This is a genomic window from Allorhizobium sp. GW101-3B10, assembly GCF_059424725.1.
Genome location: NZ_JBWKZR010000001.1, coordinates 3038715 through 3053706 on the forward strand (window position 1 = coordinate 3038715; position 14992 = coordinate 3053706).

The window sequence follows — 14992 nt, forward strand, 5'->3', positions numbered from 1 at the left end:
AATTATTCCTGTTGGCTTTGCACGGCCTGGGTACGATGCCCCTTGCCGACTGCATGAGAAACAATCGCTTCCTCTGAAAGCTCTTCGCGCGCCAGTTCGGCCACGACCGTCCCCTCGCGCATAACGAGGACCCTGTCGGATACACGCATGACTTCGGGGAGTTCGGACGACACGACCACGACGGAATGACCTTCGGAGGCGAGTTCCTCGATGAGATTGTAGATTTCGGATTTGGCCCCGACGTCGATGCCGCGCGTCGGCTCGTCGAACAGTAGGACCTTGGAGCCAGCCGCCAGCCAGCGGGCAATGATCGCCTTCTGCTGGTTGCCGCCACTGAACAGGCGGATCGGCCGGTCGAGCAGAAACGGGCGCAGGTTGACGCGCGTCAGCAAGTCGGCCGCAGTGCGATTTAAGGCCCGATGCCGGATGATGCCGGCGGGCGCGAAACGCTTCATCGAAGGCAGCGCGACGTTGTTGGTGACCGAGCGCCCCGGAATGATGCCCTCGCGCTTGCGTTCTTCAGGCAGAAGTCCGATGCCGGCCGCAATGGCGGCACGCGGATTGGAAAGCGTCATCGCGGAGCCATCAATGCGGATGCTGCCGCTAGTTGCCTTGTCGGCACCCGCGATCAAGCGGAGAAGCTCCGTGCGACCAGAGCCGACAAGCCCGGCAATGCCTAGCACTTCCCCCTTATGCAGGTCGAAGGAAATCTCCTGAACCTTGGCGGAAGACAGGTTGCGCGCTTCGATACGGACATCCCGGGTCGCATGCGAGACATGCTCTTCAGCCTGCAGCTCCCGTCCAACCATCATAGAGATGACATCGGCGGGCTCAGTCTGCTTTAGGTCGACGACACCGACCAGCCGGCCGTCCCGCATCACGCTGGCGCGCTCGCAGATCCCGAAGACCTCGTCCATCTTGTGAGAAACATAGATAATTGCAACGCCGCTCGCGGCCAACCGCTTGATGACCTCGGCAAGGCTCTCGAATTCGCTCGGCGTCAGGCTTGAGGTCGGCTCGTCCATGGCGATGATCTTCGCCTTGTCGAGCAAAGCCCGTGCGATTTCGACCACCTGCCGCTGCGCCACCTTAAGCGACGAAATCGGCGCTGCAGGATCAATCGAGGGGTCGATCATCGCCAGCGCTTCAGCGGCCCGCGTTTCCTGCTCACGCCGATTGACCAGGAGACCGCCTGCCCAGGTGATGGGATGACCGAGGAACATGTTCTGAGCAACGGTCAGATGCGGCACCTGCTGCAGCTCCTGATGGATCATCGCAACACCGGCCGCGCGAGCGCTGTCGGGTGTTTTGAAGGCCTGGGCGACACCGTCGATCAAAAGCTGTCCGCTCGTCGGCTTGAAGACGCCGGACAGTATCCGCAGAAGGGTCGACTTGCCCGCACCGTTTTCGCCGAGTAGGGCGTGGATCTCGCCGGGCGCTATCTGGAAGGAAACGTCGGACAGGGCACGCACGCCCGGAAACACCTTCGTCATGCCTTCGAACGTCAGTCTGGCAGTGGTCATTCGTTTGCTGGCCCTTCATGAGGATGGGTGATCGGTCCACGAAGGACCGACCACCAGCCTTGGGAGGCTTTACTTGCCGGCAGCCTTCATCAGGACTGCCCGCAGATCCACACCGTCACCCTGGAATTCGGCAACGTTGTCCTTCGTGATCAGCGCCTGCGGTGTAGCAACGACGCGCGGCAGGTCCTGGCCGGCGACAAGACGCAGGGCGACTTCCATGCCGACTTCACCGGTCAAAACCGGGAAGCTGTCGACTGTGCCGGTAAGCTCGCCCGCCTTGATCGAGGCATACGCATCGGAAATACCGTCCGTGCCGAAGACCGCGACCTTTCCGAGCAGGCCGGCAGCCTTGACCGCTTCGACGATGCCGAGCGCCATACCGTCATTGTTGGCATAGAATCCGACAAGATCAGGATGCTGCTGCAGGATGTTGGTCGCTGCATCATAGGACATCTGGCGATCCCAATTGCCGGGCACGCTGGCAACGACCTGGAACTTGCCGGATTCCTCGATGGTCTTCTTGAAGCCGTCGGTACGCTGGACAGCCGCATATACACCGGCCTGTCCTTCGACGATGGCAACCTTGCCGCCTTCCGGACGATTGTCGATGAACCACTTCGCAACGCGAACGCCGTTGTCGCGCTGGACGTTGCCGACATAATGCTCAGCCTGCGGAATGACGGCGTCATTGACGTTGACGACTGGAACGCCCGCCGCCTTGGCCTGCTCCATGATTGGCTGCAGGTTGGCGTCGGTCTGCGGCGACAGAAGAAGAACCTTGTAGCCCTGCGTGACCATGCCCTCGGCAATCGTCAGCTGACCGAGCTGATCACCTTCACTCTGGGCGGCCTGATAGGCGCTCTCGACACCAACCTTGTCGGCAAAGGCCTTGTAGCCCTCGCCGAGCGAACGCCAGTATTCGTTCGTCAGCGTCTTGGACACGCCACCAGCCTTCGTGCCGGCCGGGATCGCCGGGAATGCGCCGAACTTGGCCTCCAGCTCGGACCAATCCATGCGGTCCGGCTCGGAGTCAGAATTGAGCGGTGCCAGGTCCTGGGCAAAGGCTGCGCCGGCCCAGAAGCTCGCTGCTAGGGCGAGGGTCAAAAGTTTATTCATCGGTTCCTCCCGAGTTTCATGATCATTGCGTTAAGTCGCGGCCCCAAGCATCAGCTCCTGCAGAATGGCCTGGGCGGCAACGGCATCCTGACGGTCAATCGCGCCAGAGAGGCGATTGTCCTGCTCGAGGCGATCAACGACATTCAGCATCCGCTTGACTGTCGCGATGTTCACCTCGCATTCGTGGACCGGATCCAATCCGGTCATGTCGGGGAATGTGTCAAAATAGATGGCACCATCGTAACCGTCGCGACGGATCTGCCGGAGCAGCTCGATCGTCTGGACCGTGTGCACGGCGCCGACCATCAGGCCGTCGTCGCGCTTTGCGTAACCATCATTCAGGTGGACGCCGAGAAGCCTGCTGTGGCGGGCGATCAGAGCCGCGGCAAAGGCGGGCTGTTCGTCCGCATAGAGAACATGCGCAAAGTCGAGCGTGACGCCAAGATTGTCCGCCCCGACATCCCGGATCGCCAGAAGCGTCGTTGCCGCGTCAGGCATCAGGCTGTAGGAACGCGGCTCGTTGGGCTTGTACTCGATGCTGATCATACAGTCGCGGTCATGCTCACAGACTTCACGAATTCCGTCAATTTCGTGTTGCCACATGCGAGCATAGTCCGCCTGAAACGCGTAGTCGAAGCCATCCTGGCCCAGCCACAGCGTCATCAGGCTGGAGCCCACCTCGCGGGCGGCGTCGATACCCTTCTTGGTGAGATCGATCGCCTCACGCCGGACAGCAGCGTCCGGGTGTGTAAATGCCCCGAGCTTGAAAGCCGGGTTGGTGTAGTACCGCATGGCAAAACCGTTGATCGCCAGCCCGAGATCGCCCAGTTTCTTTGCGAGTTCACGCGGATCTTCGCCGAGATGGTCGGGATAGTTGAGATCTAGGTCGGTTAGGCCCTGAACGCGCGCCGCGCGTTCGGCCATCTGCAATACGGTGGGCTTGCCCCTGATGCCCGACCACGCGATGTGTGCCGCGGAAGCGAAGGAGTTCAGACGGGTGGCAAAACGGGGCTCGGTCAACATCAACATTCCCAAAGGTTATTTCTTTCTTACTTCACAAATTTATTCATGTTAGTAAAGTGTGAAAATATTGCGCGACGCAGCAAATCGATTCCGCGCGCGCGAATAAGAGCCTACGCTGAGCCCACGAGAGCGATCCGCCAGTGTGTTTCGGTGTGCAAAATCGGCTCTGAGGCAATTTTGGTGGTCAGAGGCTCATTCAGCGCCGATGATTCATGCCTGAAGCAGGTCGATTTTCCCTCGGCCGTACATCTGGCGTTTTACAAGCTTGAGCTTGGTAGTCTGCCCCTCTGTCTGTCCATTTGACCACGGCGATTTTATCGCGGCACTTACGGCTGCCCGGTCTTTGGCGACACCATTGGAGAAGGCCGCGACCAAGCTTGATTGGGCGCGTTCCAGCCATGGCCCCAAAGCGGCGACAGATTTCTTGCGGATCATGGCTTGGAAAGCGACGATGATCTCCTGCGCTTCGACGAGTTGCGGAACACCGTCCTCAATCGCTGCAACCGTCACGGTCTGAGACTTGGAGAGATTTTCGCGACCGATGGTCAGGAGGCGTGCAACAGTGCGTGCCGATGGTACGCGGCTTGAAGCATCGCAATCCATCTGTTCCGCCTTTCGCCTTCGCGTCGCCCATTCGATTACGACGCGAAGGCAGCCATGGAATCCCTGGCGCGTCAGCTCTTGCCACAACTGTGTGCCATTGCGGTGACCGGTACTCCACTGGGCGTCGAGCCATGGCAGATAAACTTCAAGCGAACTCTCCCGCACGCGGAACACGTCGGATCGCTGACCGCGTAGCACCCGCCTGACGAGGCCACGACTGTGCCCGGTGCGACGAAGGATTTCTTTGATTGCAGCACCGGACTTGGCCAAGTCCAGAATCGCGGCGTTCGTGTCTTCTCGATGAAGATATCCCTGATATTGGATCCGCTCAGCGGCCGTCAGCAGGTCCGGATTGATTGTTGCGGACCCGATCGCTGTTCCGATCAGGCGCATGGATTTGCGGACGGCGTCGAGGAATGCCCGACTGGCATTTTCAATCAAGTGCCATCGATCGGCCACTTGGGTTGCTTCCGGCAGCGCCTTGGCCGCAGCAAGGGCGTAGGCGCCACCGCGGTAGCTGGCGACAATATTGATCTGTTGCTGATCCGAAAGCCAGGCCTGAGCGGTTGCGGGCTCTCGGTCCGGCAGAAGTGCGATAGTTTTGCGCCGTTCGAGATCGCAGATGATCGTTCCGTAACGCTGGTTGCGTCGCCACGCCCAGTCGTCGATGCCGATCACCGTCGGCGGAACGAAACGCGGTGTGCCGCGCCGTCGGACGACACGCAGCAAGGTGTCGTTGCTGACCGGCAACATCAGTCTGCGGGCGATACTCGCCGCCGATCGCCCACCCAAAGCAAGCCCGAGATGATGGACGATATGGTCAAGCCGCGCCCACGGCACCAGGACATCTGCCTCGAACCGCTCGGCAAAGATCCTTCGGCCACACAGCACTGCGTCGCAGTGAAACCGGCGTGCGGCAATAGCCAATCGCACAGACTTTCCCGCGATGGGAAGATCCGACAGGCGTCGATGATAACGACTGTGTATACGCTCCGATCTTGTTCCGCAGCTTGAACAACGGCTAGACATATCCGTCGAGCGGACAGCGAGTATTATCGTGTCGCCAGCAGAAGCTGTCTCATCGATGACAAAGCCACGAGGCACAAGTGCGGAGGGGCGAAGCGAATGAACCATGGCGCTGATTCCTTTTGCAAAACCAACGCCAGCCGACGCCCGCAATTCATCAAAAGTGAGTCAGAGCCAGTTTTATGCGCCGATTGACAGGCCGAGGGGTCGGTGGCAGTCTATTTCGACTCCGACGCCGTCATTACCGTCCCGGTTCTGCTCGGACAGGTTCTTGAGTTGAGGGCGCGCGAACAGACGGGCGGCGCTATCCGGGCGCTTCTCGATCTGGTACCGAAGACTGCCCGCCGCGTCCGGCCCGATGGCACCGGTGGGTGACAGTTCCGCGTCCGACCGGGCGAGAAGGTTCCCGTCGACGGCACCCTGCTCGAAGGCCGTAGCTCGGTAGACGGGTCCATGATCACGGGCGAATCCCTGCCCGTAACGAAGGAGATCGGCTCAAGGCTGATCCGGGGCACCATGAACCAGACCGGGGCTTTCGTGATGGAGACTGGCAAGGTCGGCCGCGACACGATGCTTTCGCAGATCGTGCGGATGGTTGCCGACGCCCAGCGCTCCCGCGCACCGATCCAGCGACTGGCGGACGAGGTCTCTGGCTGGTTCGTTCCTGTGGTTATCTTCGTCGCACTCGTCGCGTTCGCGACTTGGATGATCTACGGGCTCGAGCCTCGGTTCGCCCACGGGTTGGCCGCGGCAGTGGCCGTTCTCATTATCGCCTGCCCCTGCGCCTTGGGACTGGCGACGCCAATGTCGATCATGGTCGGCGTCGGACGCGGGGCAAGTCTCGGCGTGCTGATCAACAACGCTGAAGCGCTGGAGCGGTTCGAGAAGGTTGATACTCTCGTTGTCGACAAGACAGGAACTCTGACTGAGGGGCGGCCCAAGGTTACCGCCATCGCACCAACCGAGGACATGTCCGAAGCCGAGTTGGTTCGGCTGGCCGCCACAGTCGAACGATCAAGTGAGCATCCTCCGGCGCTTGCGATTATGAACGCCGCCGCGGAGCGCGGCATCGCATTGGGTGATGCCACTGATTTCGACAGTCCTGTCGGCAAGGGCGTGACTGGCACAGTCGAAGGCAAACGATTGATCCTCGGCAGCCATCGAATCATGGAAGAAGAAGGCGTGGACGTCACTGCCATGACCGGGAAAGCCGAGTCGCTTCGCGACGAAGGGGCTACCGTCATCTTCACGGCCATAGACGGGAAGCAGGCGGGTCTATTCGCCATCGCCGATCCCATCAAGCCTACGACGCCGGATGCCATGAAAGCGCTTGTGGAAGACGGCGTAAGGGTCGTCATGCCGACGGGAGACAACAAGACGACTGCATATGCCGTCGCACGCCGCCTCGGGATTACGGAGGTGGAGGAGGAAGTCCTGCCCGAGGACAAGAGCAAGATCGTTTCGCGCCTCCGCAGCGAAGGCAGAATCGTCGCCATGGCCGATGATGGTGTGAACGATGTCCCGGCACTTGCAGCAGCCGATGTCGGTGTTGCCATGGGCACGGGAACCGACGTTGCCATTGAAAGCGCAGGCGTCACGCTCCTGAAGGGCGATCTGCAGGGTATCGTCCGCGCCCGCCAGATGAGCCGCGCGACGATGAGCAACACCCGACAGAACCTCTTCTTCGCATTCATCGACAACGCGGCGGGTGTACCCGTGGCTGCGGGTGTACTGTACCCCGTCTTTGGACTGTTGCTGTCGCCGATCATCGCGGCAGCGGCAATGGCGCTGTCCTCGGTCAGCGTGATCGCGAATTCTCTCAGATTGAGGAGTCTGAAGATATGACCACGAACCGAACTCTACTGCTGATGGGCATTTCTCTCCTCCTTATCGCGGTCTTCTACTTCCTCCGTGAACATTGGGGCCATGCCCTGGGGCTTGCTCCTTATGTGATCCTGCTGGTCTGCCCGCTCATGCACCTTTTTCATCGGCATGGGGGGCACCACCACAAGGATCACCGGCCGTGACCTACCAGCGATCGGCATCAAGCGCGGCGGTTGTGTTGGCATCACCTGAACAGGTCTTCGAATTGCTGGATAATCCGGAGGTCCTCGGTGCCCACATGCAAAGGCCCTCGTTCATGATGCTGGGCACGTCCATGAAATACGGTCTGGACGAAGCGAAAGGACGCGCCATCGGTTCTGTCATCAGGATGACGGGGGCGATCCTGGGCCTTTCGCTTTTCCTGGAGCAAGTCGTGATAGAACGGCGTCCTCCAACGTCAAAGACGTGGGAGACGCGCGGAAAGGTGCGTCTTCTCGTGATCGGTCGGTACAGAATGGGATTCAGCATCGATCCCACCCCGGCAGGATGCGTCCTGAACGTCAGGATCGATTATGACCTGCCTGATCGCCTGCCGGATAGGCTGCTGGGCCACCTTCTCGGCGGGTTCTACGCCAATTGGTGTGTAAGGAAGATGGCCGATGACGCTTGTTTGCATTTCGGCCCGGTGTCACGGAAGCCTTAGTCGTCGACGGGCTCCTCAAAGCGATCACGAAGACGCGAGCAGGGCTCCTATTTGCGATAACACAAGGATGAGACAGCGGGGGTGGCCTCCAATGGCGTCTGATCAAGCACTCTTCCTCAGGATCACCTGATGACGAACCATACTCTATTGCTCACGGCCCTTGCACTTGCTCTCTTGTCGGCAATCACAATGCCGTGTTGGCTGACGCTACCCACAATCATCCGGCAGCGAACGGGACCGCAGAGGTCCGGTAATCCTCCCCGCGAATAAGGGGCTTCAAAAGTAGAATTTTCTCGGCAAGATGCTCGAGGAGATTTTGATGAAGAAGAGCCGATTTACCGAAGCCCAGATCATGGCCGTGTTGCGCCAGGCGGAAGGCGGCGTGCCCGTGCCTGAGCTTTGCCGGGAGCATGGCATCAGCAGTGCCAGTTTTTACAAATGGCGGTCGAAGTATGGCGGTATGGACGCCTCGATGATGAGCCAGATGAAGGCTCTGGAGGAAGGTGAGGCGGAAAAGCAAATGATCCAGTGAATCATTTGCCCGCCGAACGCCGCCTGAAGCGGATGTACGCCGACTTGAGCATGCAAGCCGATCTGCTGAAGGAGGCTCTCGGAAAAAAATGACGCGGCCATCTCAGCGCCGGGAGCTGGCCGAGAAAGCAGTGGCGCAACGCGGTGTGAGTATCGCGCTGGTATGCAGGACATTTGGTGTCAGCGAGACTTGTTATCGGTATAGCCCCCAACGCAATGCCGATAACGATGAGATTGCCGATCTGTTGCTCGGGCTTGTGAAGGTGAAGAAGACCTGGGGTTTCGGCCTCTGCTTCCTGCATCTGCGCAATGTCCAGGGACATCGCTGGAACCACAAACGCGTCTACCGCATCTACCGGGAGCTTGAACTGAACCTCAGGATCAAGCCCAGGCGGCGGCTGAGGCGCGAGAAGCCAGAGGAACTGGCGGTGCCGGATGCGCCGAACATGGTCTGGTCGATGGACTTCATGGCGGATCGCTTGGCGGACGGTCGCCAGTTCAGGCTCTTGAACGTGTTGGACGACTTCAACCGCGAGGGACTGGGCATCGAGGTCGACTTCTCACTGCCTGCCGAGCGGGTCGTGCGCAGCCTCAACCAGATCATCGAATGGCGAGGCAAGCCGCGCGCGATCAGGGTCGATAATGGCCCCGAATACGTCAGTTCAAAACTGGTCGAATGGGCAGAGAAGCAAGGAATCGCATTGAACTACATCCAGCCAGGCAAGCCACAGCAGAACGCCTATGTCGAGCGCTACAACCGAACGGTTCGGCACGAATGGCTCGATCTGCATATCTTTGACAGCATAACGGAGGTGCAGGAGATCGCCACAGAATGGCTTTGGACATATAACCACGAACGGCCCAACATGGGCATTGGCGGCATCACACCCGCTCAGAAACTGAAAATGGCCGCGTGAATTCTACCGCTGAGCCCAGTCAAAACGGGGAGGATTACGGATTTTCCGGAGCCCCGGGCGCATTCATTTCGCCCTGCGCATGCCACCCGCGCTACAGCGACACAGCGCTCTCGCACGAACCATACCGCCGCAAGCTTGTACTCGCGGCCGAACTTGCTTCGCTGCATACGTACTCTCCGGTTTGACGCGTTACACGATATGATGGTGTCCACGAAACCGGCGGCAGGCCATGCGCTTCATCGCCCGGCTCGAAAATAGACGCCGTTTGCGCGTCCGGGACTCCGATGCCTTCATGCATCCGCCCCATCTCCCAGCCCGAAAACCATCACGGAAGACTCCCATTGTGAACGGTCCGGTCGTTGCGGACCAGAGCAACCAACTCACCCCGTGAGCGCCACCATGGCGCCGGACAGGCGTCATCCGCCGATGCCGTTCAAAGCGGGCATCCACACTATCAGCTCAACCACTCCGGGTCCCGATAGGTCGGGCATGTTGGCCTCTCGCGCGACGGGACAGCGCGCGATGTAAAATCAACATGCATGTTGACAAATGTGGAAAAAATAACATAGTCGCCGGCAAGGGCTCAGAGCACTGATGCCGAACAAAGCGAGGAGAACGGAAAATGGGGAACTTCAGAAAGATCAGTTTGATTGCCGCAGGGGTCGTCGCCGCGATCACCGGGCTTGGCACCTTGCCGGCCTATTCGGCCGATGCCATCCGGATTGTCTCGCCCTACCAGACGACGACGCTCGATCCGATGCGCTCCGCCGCGGCCGGCAACATCGAGACCTATGGCCAGCTCTATTCGCGCCTCTTGCTGCGCAATCCGTCGACCGGCGCGATCGAACCCGGACTGGCGCAAAGCTGGGACATTTCAGCCGATGGGCTCACCTATACTTTCCATCTGCGCGAAGCCCTTTTTTCGGACGGTTCGCCGATTACGGCTTCCGACGTGGTGTTCAGCCTCGAGCGCATCCGCGGCGACAAGCAGTCCGCATATCCCGCTCCCCTGGGCGCCGTCGAATCCATGTCGGCGACCGATCCCAAGACGGTTGTGGTCAAGCTGAAGTCCCCGTTCGCGCCGTTCCTCGGCAATCTCGAAATCTGGAACATGGGCATCGTGTCCAAGGCCGACATTGAAAAGCGGGGCCCTGAGAAGGCGTTTTCCACCGAGCCCGTGACGTCTGGTCCCTACGCCGTTAAGGAATGGAAACCCAACGAGGTGCTGGTGCTGCAGCCGAACGCCCATTATTGGCGCCAGGGCTATCCGAAGTCCGACGCGAACGTAGAGCTTCGCGAAGTCGCTTCGCCAGAGACACGGATCGCAATGCTGAAGGCCGGAGAAGCCGACGTCATGCGCGCGGTCCAGTGGGCGCAGATCGATGATCTGAAGACAGCCGAAAAGATCGACATGCGGCTCGAGCCATCGACCACGATCTATATCACCTTGCTCAACAGCAAGCGCGAACCCTTCTCCAATATGATGGCTCGGCAAGCGGCCGCTTACGCGATCGACAACAAGGCGATGGCGGCGGCGATAACCCGTGGCTATGCTCAGCCCGCCAATACGACCCTGCCGGGCAGCATCGACTTCCACGACAAGGACTATCCGGGCATTCCCTACGACGTCGCGAAGGCGAAGCAGTTGCTGGCCGAATCCGGCATGGTGGGCCGCGAGGTGAAGATCCTGGCGACCTCCGGTGCCACCGAGCAGCAGATGGCACTCCTCCTCCAGGCGCAGTGGCAGGCGATCGGCCTGAAGCCGGTGATCGTGAACGTCGATTCCGGCGCCTGGTGGGACGCCACCGGCAAGGGCGACTACGATGCGGCCGCCAACTGGTGGTACAACGAAACCCCGGACCCGGATCTCGCCGTTCGCTGGGCCGTGTGCGGCTCGTGCGGTTCGAATTCTTACAACACCTTCTATTCCAATCCCAAGGTCGACGAACTGGTGGAACAGGGGACGAAGGAGGGCGATCGCGCCAAGCGCGCGGAAATCTACAAGGAGATCCAGAGGATCACCACCGAGGAGGTCGCGCAGATTCCCCTCTATTACGCCCCGAATGCAGTCGCCTATTCGAAGCGCCTCCAGGGGATCAAGCTGACACCGTCTTTGCAGTGGACGCTCGAAGAGACGACCGTCGCCAAGTAGGCAAAAGCGAAGCGGCGGTGTCCCCATCCGGCAGACGCACCGCCGTTCCTCGTTCCGTGGAGAATGTGATTGAGCCTTTTGTTTCTGATGATGAGGCGGTTGTTCCAGCTTTCCGGCGTATTGATCGGGATCAGCGTCGTGACCTTCCTGCTGCTGCATCTTGCGCCCGGCGATCCTGCCCGCCTGCTTGCGGGCGCCCGCGCAACCCCCGAAACGATCGCGGCCATCCGCTCGGAGTATGGACTGGACCAGCCGCTCTGGCGGCAATACGCGACCTACTTCGTGAACCTGCTCGGGGGCAGTATCGGTCAATCCCTGCGGTTCCAGCGGTCGGTCAGCGAGTTGATTTCGCAGTTCATGTGGCCGACCCTGTTTCTGACGGGGTATGTGATGGTGCTCGCGGTGCCGACGACGGTCGCGCTGGCGATCGCCAGCGCTCGCAAACCGGGTAGCGCCGCAGACCAGGCTATCCGCATCATCGGCATCGTCGGCCTTACCATTCCCGTCTTCTGGCTCGGCATCATGATGTCGCGCTTTTTCGGAGTGGCTCTCGGCTGGTTTCCCGTCTCGGGCTACGGAGACGGCTTCACCGGCCATCTGCGCCACCTGTTCCTGCCCGCACTTTCGACGGCCATCTGGCTTGTGCCGGTGCTGACACAAAGCCTGCGCGCCGCCCTGATCGAGAAGACCACCGCCGATTTTGTCACGGCCGCACGTGCGCAAGGGGCGAGCGAGCGAGAGATATTCTGGGGCACGATCCTGCCGAATGCGGTTCTGCCAACGCTGAACCTGCTCGGCGTCCTGGTGGCCTTCATGATCGGCGGCGCCATCATCGTCGAAACCGTCTATGCGGTCCCCGGCCTCGGCTCCCTCATGGTGAGTTCGCTTCTCGGGCGGGACTACTACGTCGTGCAGGGACTAACCCTCGTCTTCGCCTGCTCGACGGTTCTCGTGACGTTGGCAGTCGATCTGATCTCGGCGTTCATCGATCCGCGTATCCGGTTGTGAGGAGAACCATCATGTCGAATGTTCCGGCCTCCACCGAGGCAGCGCCGCGTGCGGTCAACCTCAGCCCGCTGATGATGATCGCGATCACCATACTGGGCGGATGGTTGCTCGTCGCGCTGACGGCTCCGCTGATCGCGCCCTACGATCCTGACGCGATCGATATCAGCAACATGCTGACCGGGCCGAGCAGCACGCACTGGTTCGGCACCGACCAGGTCGGTCGCGACGTCTTTTCGCGGGTCATCCACGCTGCGCGCGTCGATCTGTTTCTCTGCGTCGTCGGCGTATTGCCACCGCTCCTGATCGGCACCGTGGTCGGCCTGCTGAGCGGCTACTTCGGCGGGGTGATCGACAGCCTGTTCATGCGGCTGTACGATCTGACGGTGGCCTTTCCGTTCTTCGTCCTCGTCCTGGCAATCGTTGGCGTTCTGGGACCGGGCCTCGTCAACTTCGTCATCGCCCTGACGCTCGTCGGATGGGTCAGCTATGCGCGGCTGGTCAGGGCAGAAGTGCTGACGGTCCGCGAAAGCGAATACATCCGGGCAGCGGAATGCCTCGGCTATCCGCGGAGAGCCATTCTCTTTCGTCATGTCCTTCCGAACGCCTTCGGACCGGTCATCGCCTATGCCGTCAGCGATGCAGTGCTCGTGATGCTGGCTGGCGCGAGCTTCGGATTTCTCGGCATGGGCGCCCAGCCGCCACTTGCGGAATGGGGCGTGATCATCGCCGATGGTCAAGCCTTCGTGCAACAGGCCTGGTGGATCTGCCTGTTTCCCGGCCTTGCCGCCATTTCGCTCGGGCTCGGCTTTGCCTTCCTCGGAGACGGCATAGGACAAATGCAACGCGGCAAGGTGGCCTTTTGAACATGACGAGCAACACGCCTCCCCTCATGCAAGTGGAAAACCTCACGGTCACCTTCGGATCTCTCACCGCCGTGAAAGGGGTTTCGTTTCAGGTCATGGAAGGGGAAATTCTCGGCATCGTCGGGGAAAGCGGTTCGGGGAAATCGATTACGTGCCGCGCCCTGATGGGCCTCCTGCCCGCGCTCGCCACAGCGGCGGGAAGCGTGCAATTCCGGGGCCGAGACTTGCTCCGCCTGGGGGAGGACGAGTGGTGCTCCTTGCGTGGCAGCGAAATTGGGATGATCTTCCAGAATCCCGCTTCCCATCTCGACCCGCTGCGCCGGATAGGCCAGCAGATCGCCGCGCCCATGATCCGGCATCTGGGGCTTTCCAGACGGGAAGGCATGCGCCGGGCGGTGAGCCTTCTTGATGATGTCGGTATACGCGATCCTGAAAAGCGGGCCCGATCCTATCCCCACGAGTTCTCCGGCGGGATGAAACAACGCGCGATGATCGCCGCGGCAATCGGTTGCGGTCCGAAACTGCTGATCGCCGACGAACCGACGACGGCGCTCGACGTCACAGTCCAGGCACGCATCCTCAAGCTCTTGCAGGAATTGAACCGGAAGCGCGGACTTGCGGTGATCCTGATTTCTCACGATCTTGCAGCAATTGCGGCGATCTGTTCGCGTATTGTCGTGATGCGCAATGGCGAAATCGTCGAGCAAGGACCCGCGGACGAGATCATCAGCCGACCGAAACATGCCTATACCAAGCTTCTGGTTGCCTCCCAGCCCGGACGCGCGAGTTGTACGGTCGGCAGCCCCTCGCAATCAGTTGCGCCCTTGCTCAGCATTGAGGGGCTCTCCGTGTCCTTTCCCGTCAGACACGGCCTGATTGGAGGACGCGGCAGGAAGGATGCGCGATCCTTCCTGGCCTTGGACGGCATCGACATGCAGATTGCCGCCGGAGAAACGATCGGTATCGTGGGCGAAAGCGGGTCCGGCAAGAGCACGCTCGCCCGGGCGATCGTGCGCCAGAACAGACCCAACGCAGGGGTCGTTCGCCTCGATGGCCAGGACGTGCATGCCCTGCGCGGCAAGGACCTGACCCGCTTCAGGCAACGCGTCCAGATGGCTTTCCAGAACCCCTACGATTCGCTCAATCCGCGGATGAGCGTGCGCGAAGCCGTCGCCGAACCGCTCTGGAGGCATGGAATTACAGATCGTCGCAGCGCGTATCTTCGCGTCGATGAACTGCTTGAAATGGTCGATCTGCCACGTGCACTGCGCGATCGCAGGCCGCGCCAGCTCTCGGGCGGCCAGTGCCAACGCGTCGGTCTGGCCAGAGCCCTTGCCCTGAGACCGCAACTACTGGTCGCCGACGAAATCACGTCCGCCCTGGACGTGACGACACAGGCTCAGATCCTCGAACTCCTCGCCCGCCTGCAGCGCGAGCAAAAGCTGACGCTGCTCTATATCTCCCATGACCTTGCGGTGGTGAACAACATCTGCGAGCGGGTATATGTCTTCAAAGGGGGGCGGATCGTGGAGAGCGGGCCGACACAACAGGTTCTAAACGACCCGCAGCATCCCTACACGCAGGAACTCGTCGGTTCGGTGACGCATCATTGGCCGCCGATTCCTCGATCAGAAGGAGCAGGCCATGCGGTGCGATGAATACTGCCGTGATGACGCGGCAGGCTCAAACCAACTTGAGCCGTG

Annotated in this window: 10 protein-coding genes and 2 pseudogenes; 8 read left to right on the forward strand and 4 right to left on the reverse strand. The window is 60.6% G+C overall.

Annotated features, from left to right (window positions below; genetic code table 11):
• Positions 1 to 2 precede the first annotated feature (2 nt).
• The 4 genes from AC07Y0_RS15225 to AC07Y0_RS15240 all read right to left on the reverse strand — a co-directional run bounded on the left by AC07Y0_RS15225 (position 3) and on the right by AC07Y0_RS15240 (position 5399).
• The gene (locus AC07Y0_RS15225; protein WP_498678594.1) at positions 3 to 1523 is read right to left on the reverse strand and encodes a sugar ABC transporter ATP-binding protein; all 1521 of its coding nucleotides are present in this window, start codon (positions 1521 to 1523) and stop codon (positions 3 to 5) included.
• 69 nt (positions 1524 to 1592) lie between these two features.
• Positions 1593 to 2639 (reverse strand): sugar ABC transporter substrate-binding protein, encoded by a 1047-nt coding sequence (locus AC07Y0_RS15230; RefSeq protein ID WP_498678595.1) that lies wholly within the window; start codon positions 2637 to 2639, stop codon positions 1593 to 1595.
• Positions 2640 to 2669: 30 nt separating this feature from the next.
• Entirely contained in the window at positions 2670 to 3662 is a 993-nt protein-coding gene (locus AC07Y0_RS15235) for a sugar phosphate isomerase/epimerase family protein (RefSeq protein WP_498678596.1), read from the reverse strand.
• A gap of 210 nt (positions 3663 to 3872) precedes the next feature.
• A complete protein-coding gene (locus AC07Y0_RS15240; RefSeq protein WP_498678597.1) occupies positions 3873 to 5399 on the reverse strand; it encodes an ISL3 family transposase in 1527 nt (508 codons plus the stop codon).
• A 90-nt stretch (positions 5400 to 5489) separates the two neighbouring features.
• Between AC07Y0_RS15240 and AC07Y0_RS15245 the strand changes: the two are divergent.
• The 8 genes and pseudogenes from AC07Y0_RS15245 to AC07Y0_RS15280 all read left to right on the forward strand — a co-directional run.
• A pseudogene (locus AC07Y0_RS15245) lies at positions 5490 to 7136 on the forward strand (copper-translocating P-type ATPase); the annotation flags it as partial.
• A gap of 23 nt (positions 7137 to 7159) precedes the next feature.
• Positions 7160 to 7318, forward strand: a complete 159-nt coding sequence (locus tag AC07Y0_RS15250; protein WP_498680247.1) for a DUF2933 domain-containing protein — start codon at positions 7160 to 7162, stop codon at positions 7316 to 7318.
• Positions 7315 to 7818, forward strand: a complete 504-nt coding sequence (locus AC07Y0_RS15255; protein ID WP_498678598.1) for an SRPBCC family protein — start codon at positions 7315 to 7317, stop codon at positions 7816 to 7818. The genes AC07Y0_RS15250 and AC07Y0_RS15255 overlap by 4 nt, the downstream gene beginning before the upstream one ends.
• Positions 7819 to 8137: 319 nt before the next feature.
• Positions 8138 to 9266: pseudogene (locus AC07Y0_RS15260) on the forward strand (IS3 family transposase).
• Between the two features lie 622 nt (positions 9267 to 9888).
• Positions 9889 to 11418: an ABC transporter substrate-binding protein gene (locus AC07Y0_RS15265; protein WP_498678599.1), complete on the forward strand. Its 1530-nt coding sequence runs from the start codon at positions 9889 to 9891 to the stop codon at positions 11416 to 11418.
• A 69-nt stretch (positions 11419 to 11487) separates the two neighbouring features.
• A complete protein-coding gene (locus AC07Y0_RS15270; protein ID WP_498678600.1) occupies positions 11488 to 12426 on the forward strand; it encodes an ABC transporter permease in 939 nt (312 codons plus the stop codon).
• 71 nt (positions 12427 to 12497) lie between these two features.
• Positions 12498 to 13289, forward strand: coding sequence for an ABC transporter permease (locus tag AC07Y0_RS15275; protein WP_498680248.1), 792 nt, complete (start codon positions 12498 to 12500; stop codon positions 13287 to 13289).
• Positions 13290 to 13291: 2 nt separating this feature from the next.
• On the forward strand, positions 13292 to 14947 hold the full coding sequence (locus tag AC07Y0_RS15280) for a dipeptide ABC transporter ATP-binding protein (protein ID WP_498678601.1): 1656 nt from the start codon (positions 13292 to 13294) through the stop codon (positions 14945 to 14947).
• The last annotated feature ends 45 nt before the right edge of the window (positions 14948 to 14992 follow it).

Coding starts and splice junctions, on each gene's coding strand:
- AC07Y0_RS15225 (WP_498678594.1), bottom strand. CDS start 1,523: ATGACCACTGCCAGACTGACGTTCGAAGGCATGACGAAGGTGTTTCCG.
- AC07Y0_RS15230 (WP_498678595.1), bottom strand. CDS start 2,639: ATGAATAAACTTTTGACCCTCGCCCTAGCAGCGAGCTTCTGGGCCGGC.
- AC07Y0_RS15235 (WP_498678596.1), bottom strand. CDS start 3,662: ATGTTGACCGAGCCCCGTTTTGCCACCCGTCTGAACTCCTTCGCTTCC.
- AC07Y0_RS15240 (WP_498678597.1), bottom strand. CDS start 5,399: ATGGTTCATTCGCTTCGCCCCTCCGCACTTGTGCCTCGTGGCTTTGTC.
- AC07Y0_RS15250 (WP_498680247.1), top strand. CDS start 7,160: ATGGGCATTTCTCTCCTCCTTATCGCGGTCTTCTACTTCCTCCGTGAA.
- AC07Y0_RS15265 (WP_498678599.1), top strand. CDS start 9,889: ATGGGGAACTTCAGAAAGATCAGTTTGATTGCCGCAGGGGTCGTCGCC.
- AC07Y0_RS15275 (WP_498680248.1), top strand. CDS start 12,498: ATGATGATCGCGATCACCATACTGGGCGGATGGTTGCTCGTCGCGCTG.
- AC07Y0_RS15280 (WP_498678601.1), top strand. CDS start 13,292: ATGACGAGCAACACGCCTCCCCTCATGCAAGTGGAAAACCTCACGGTC.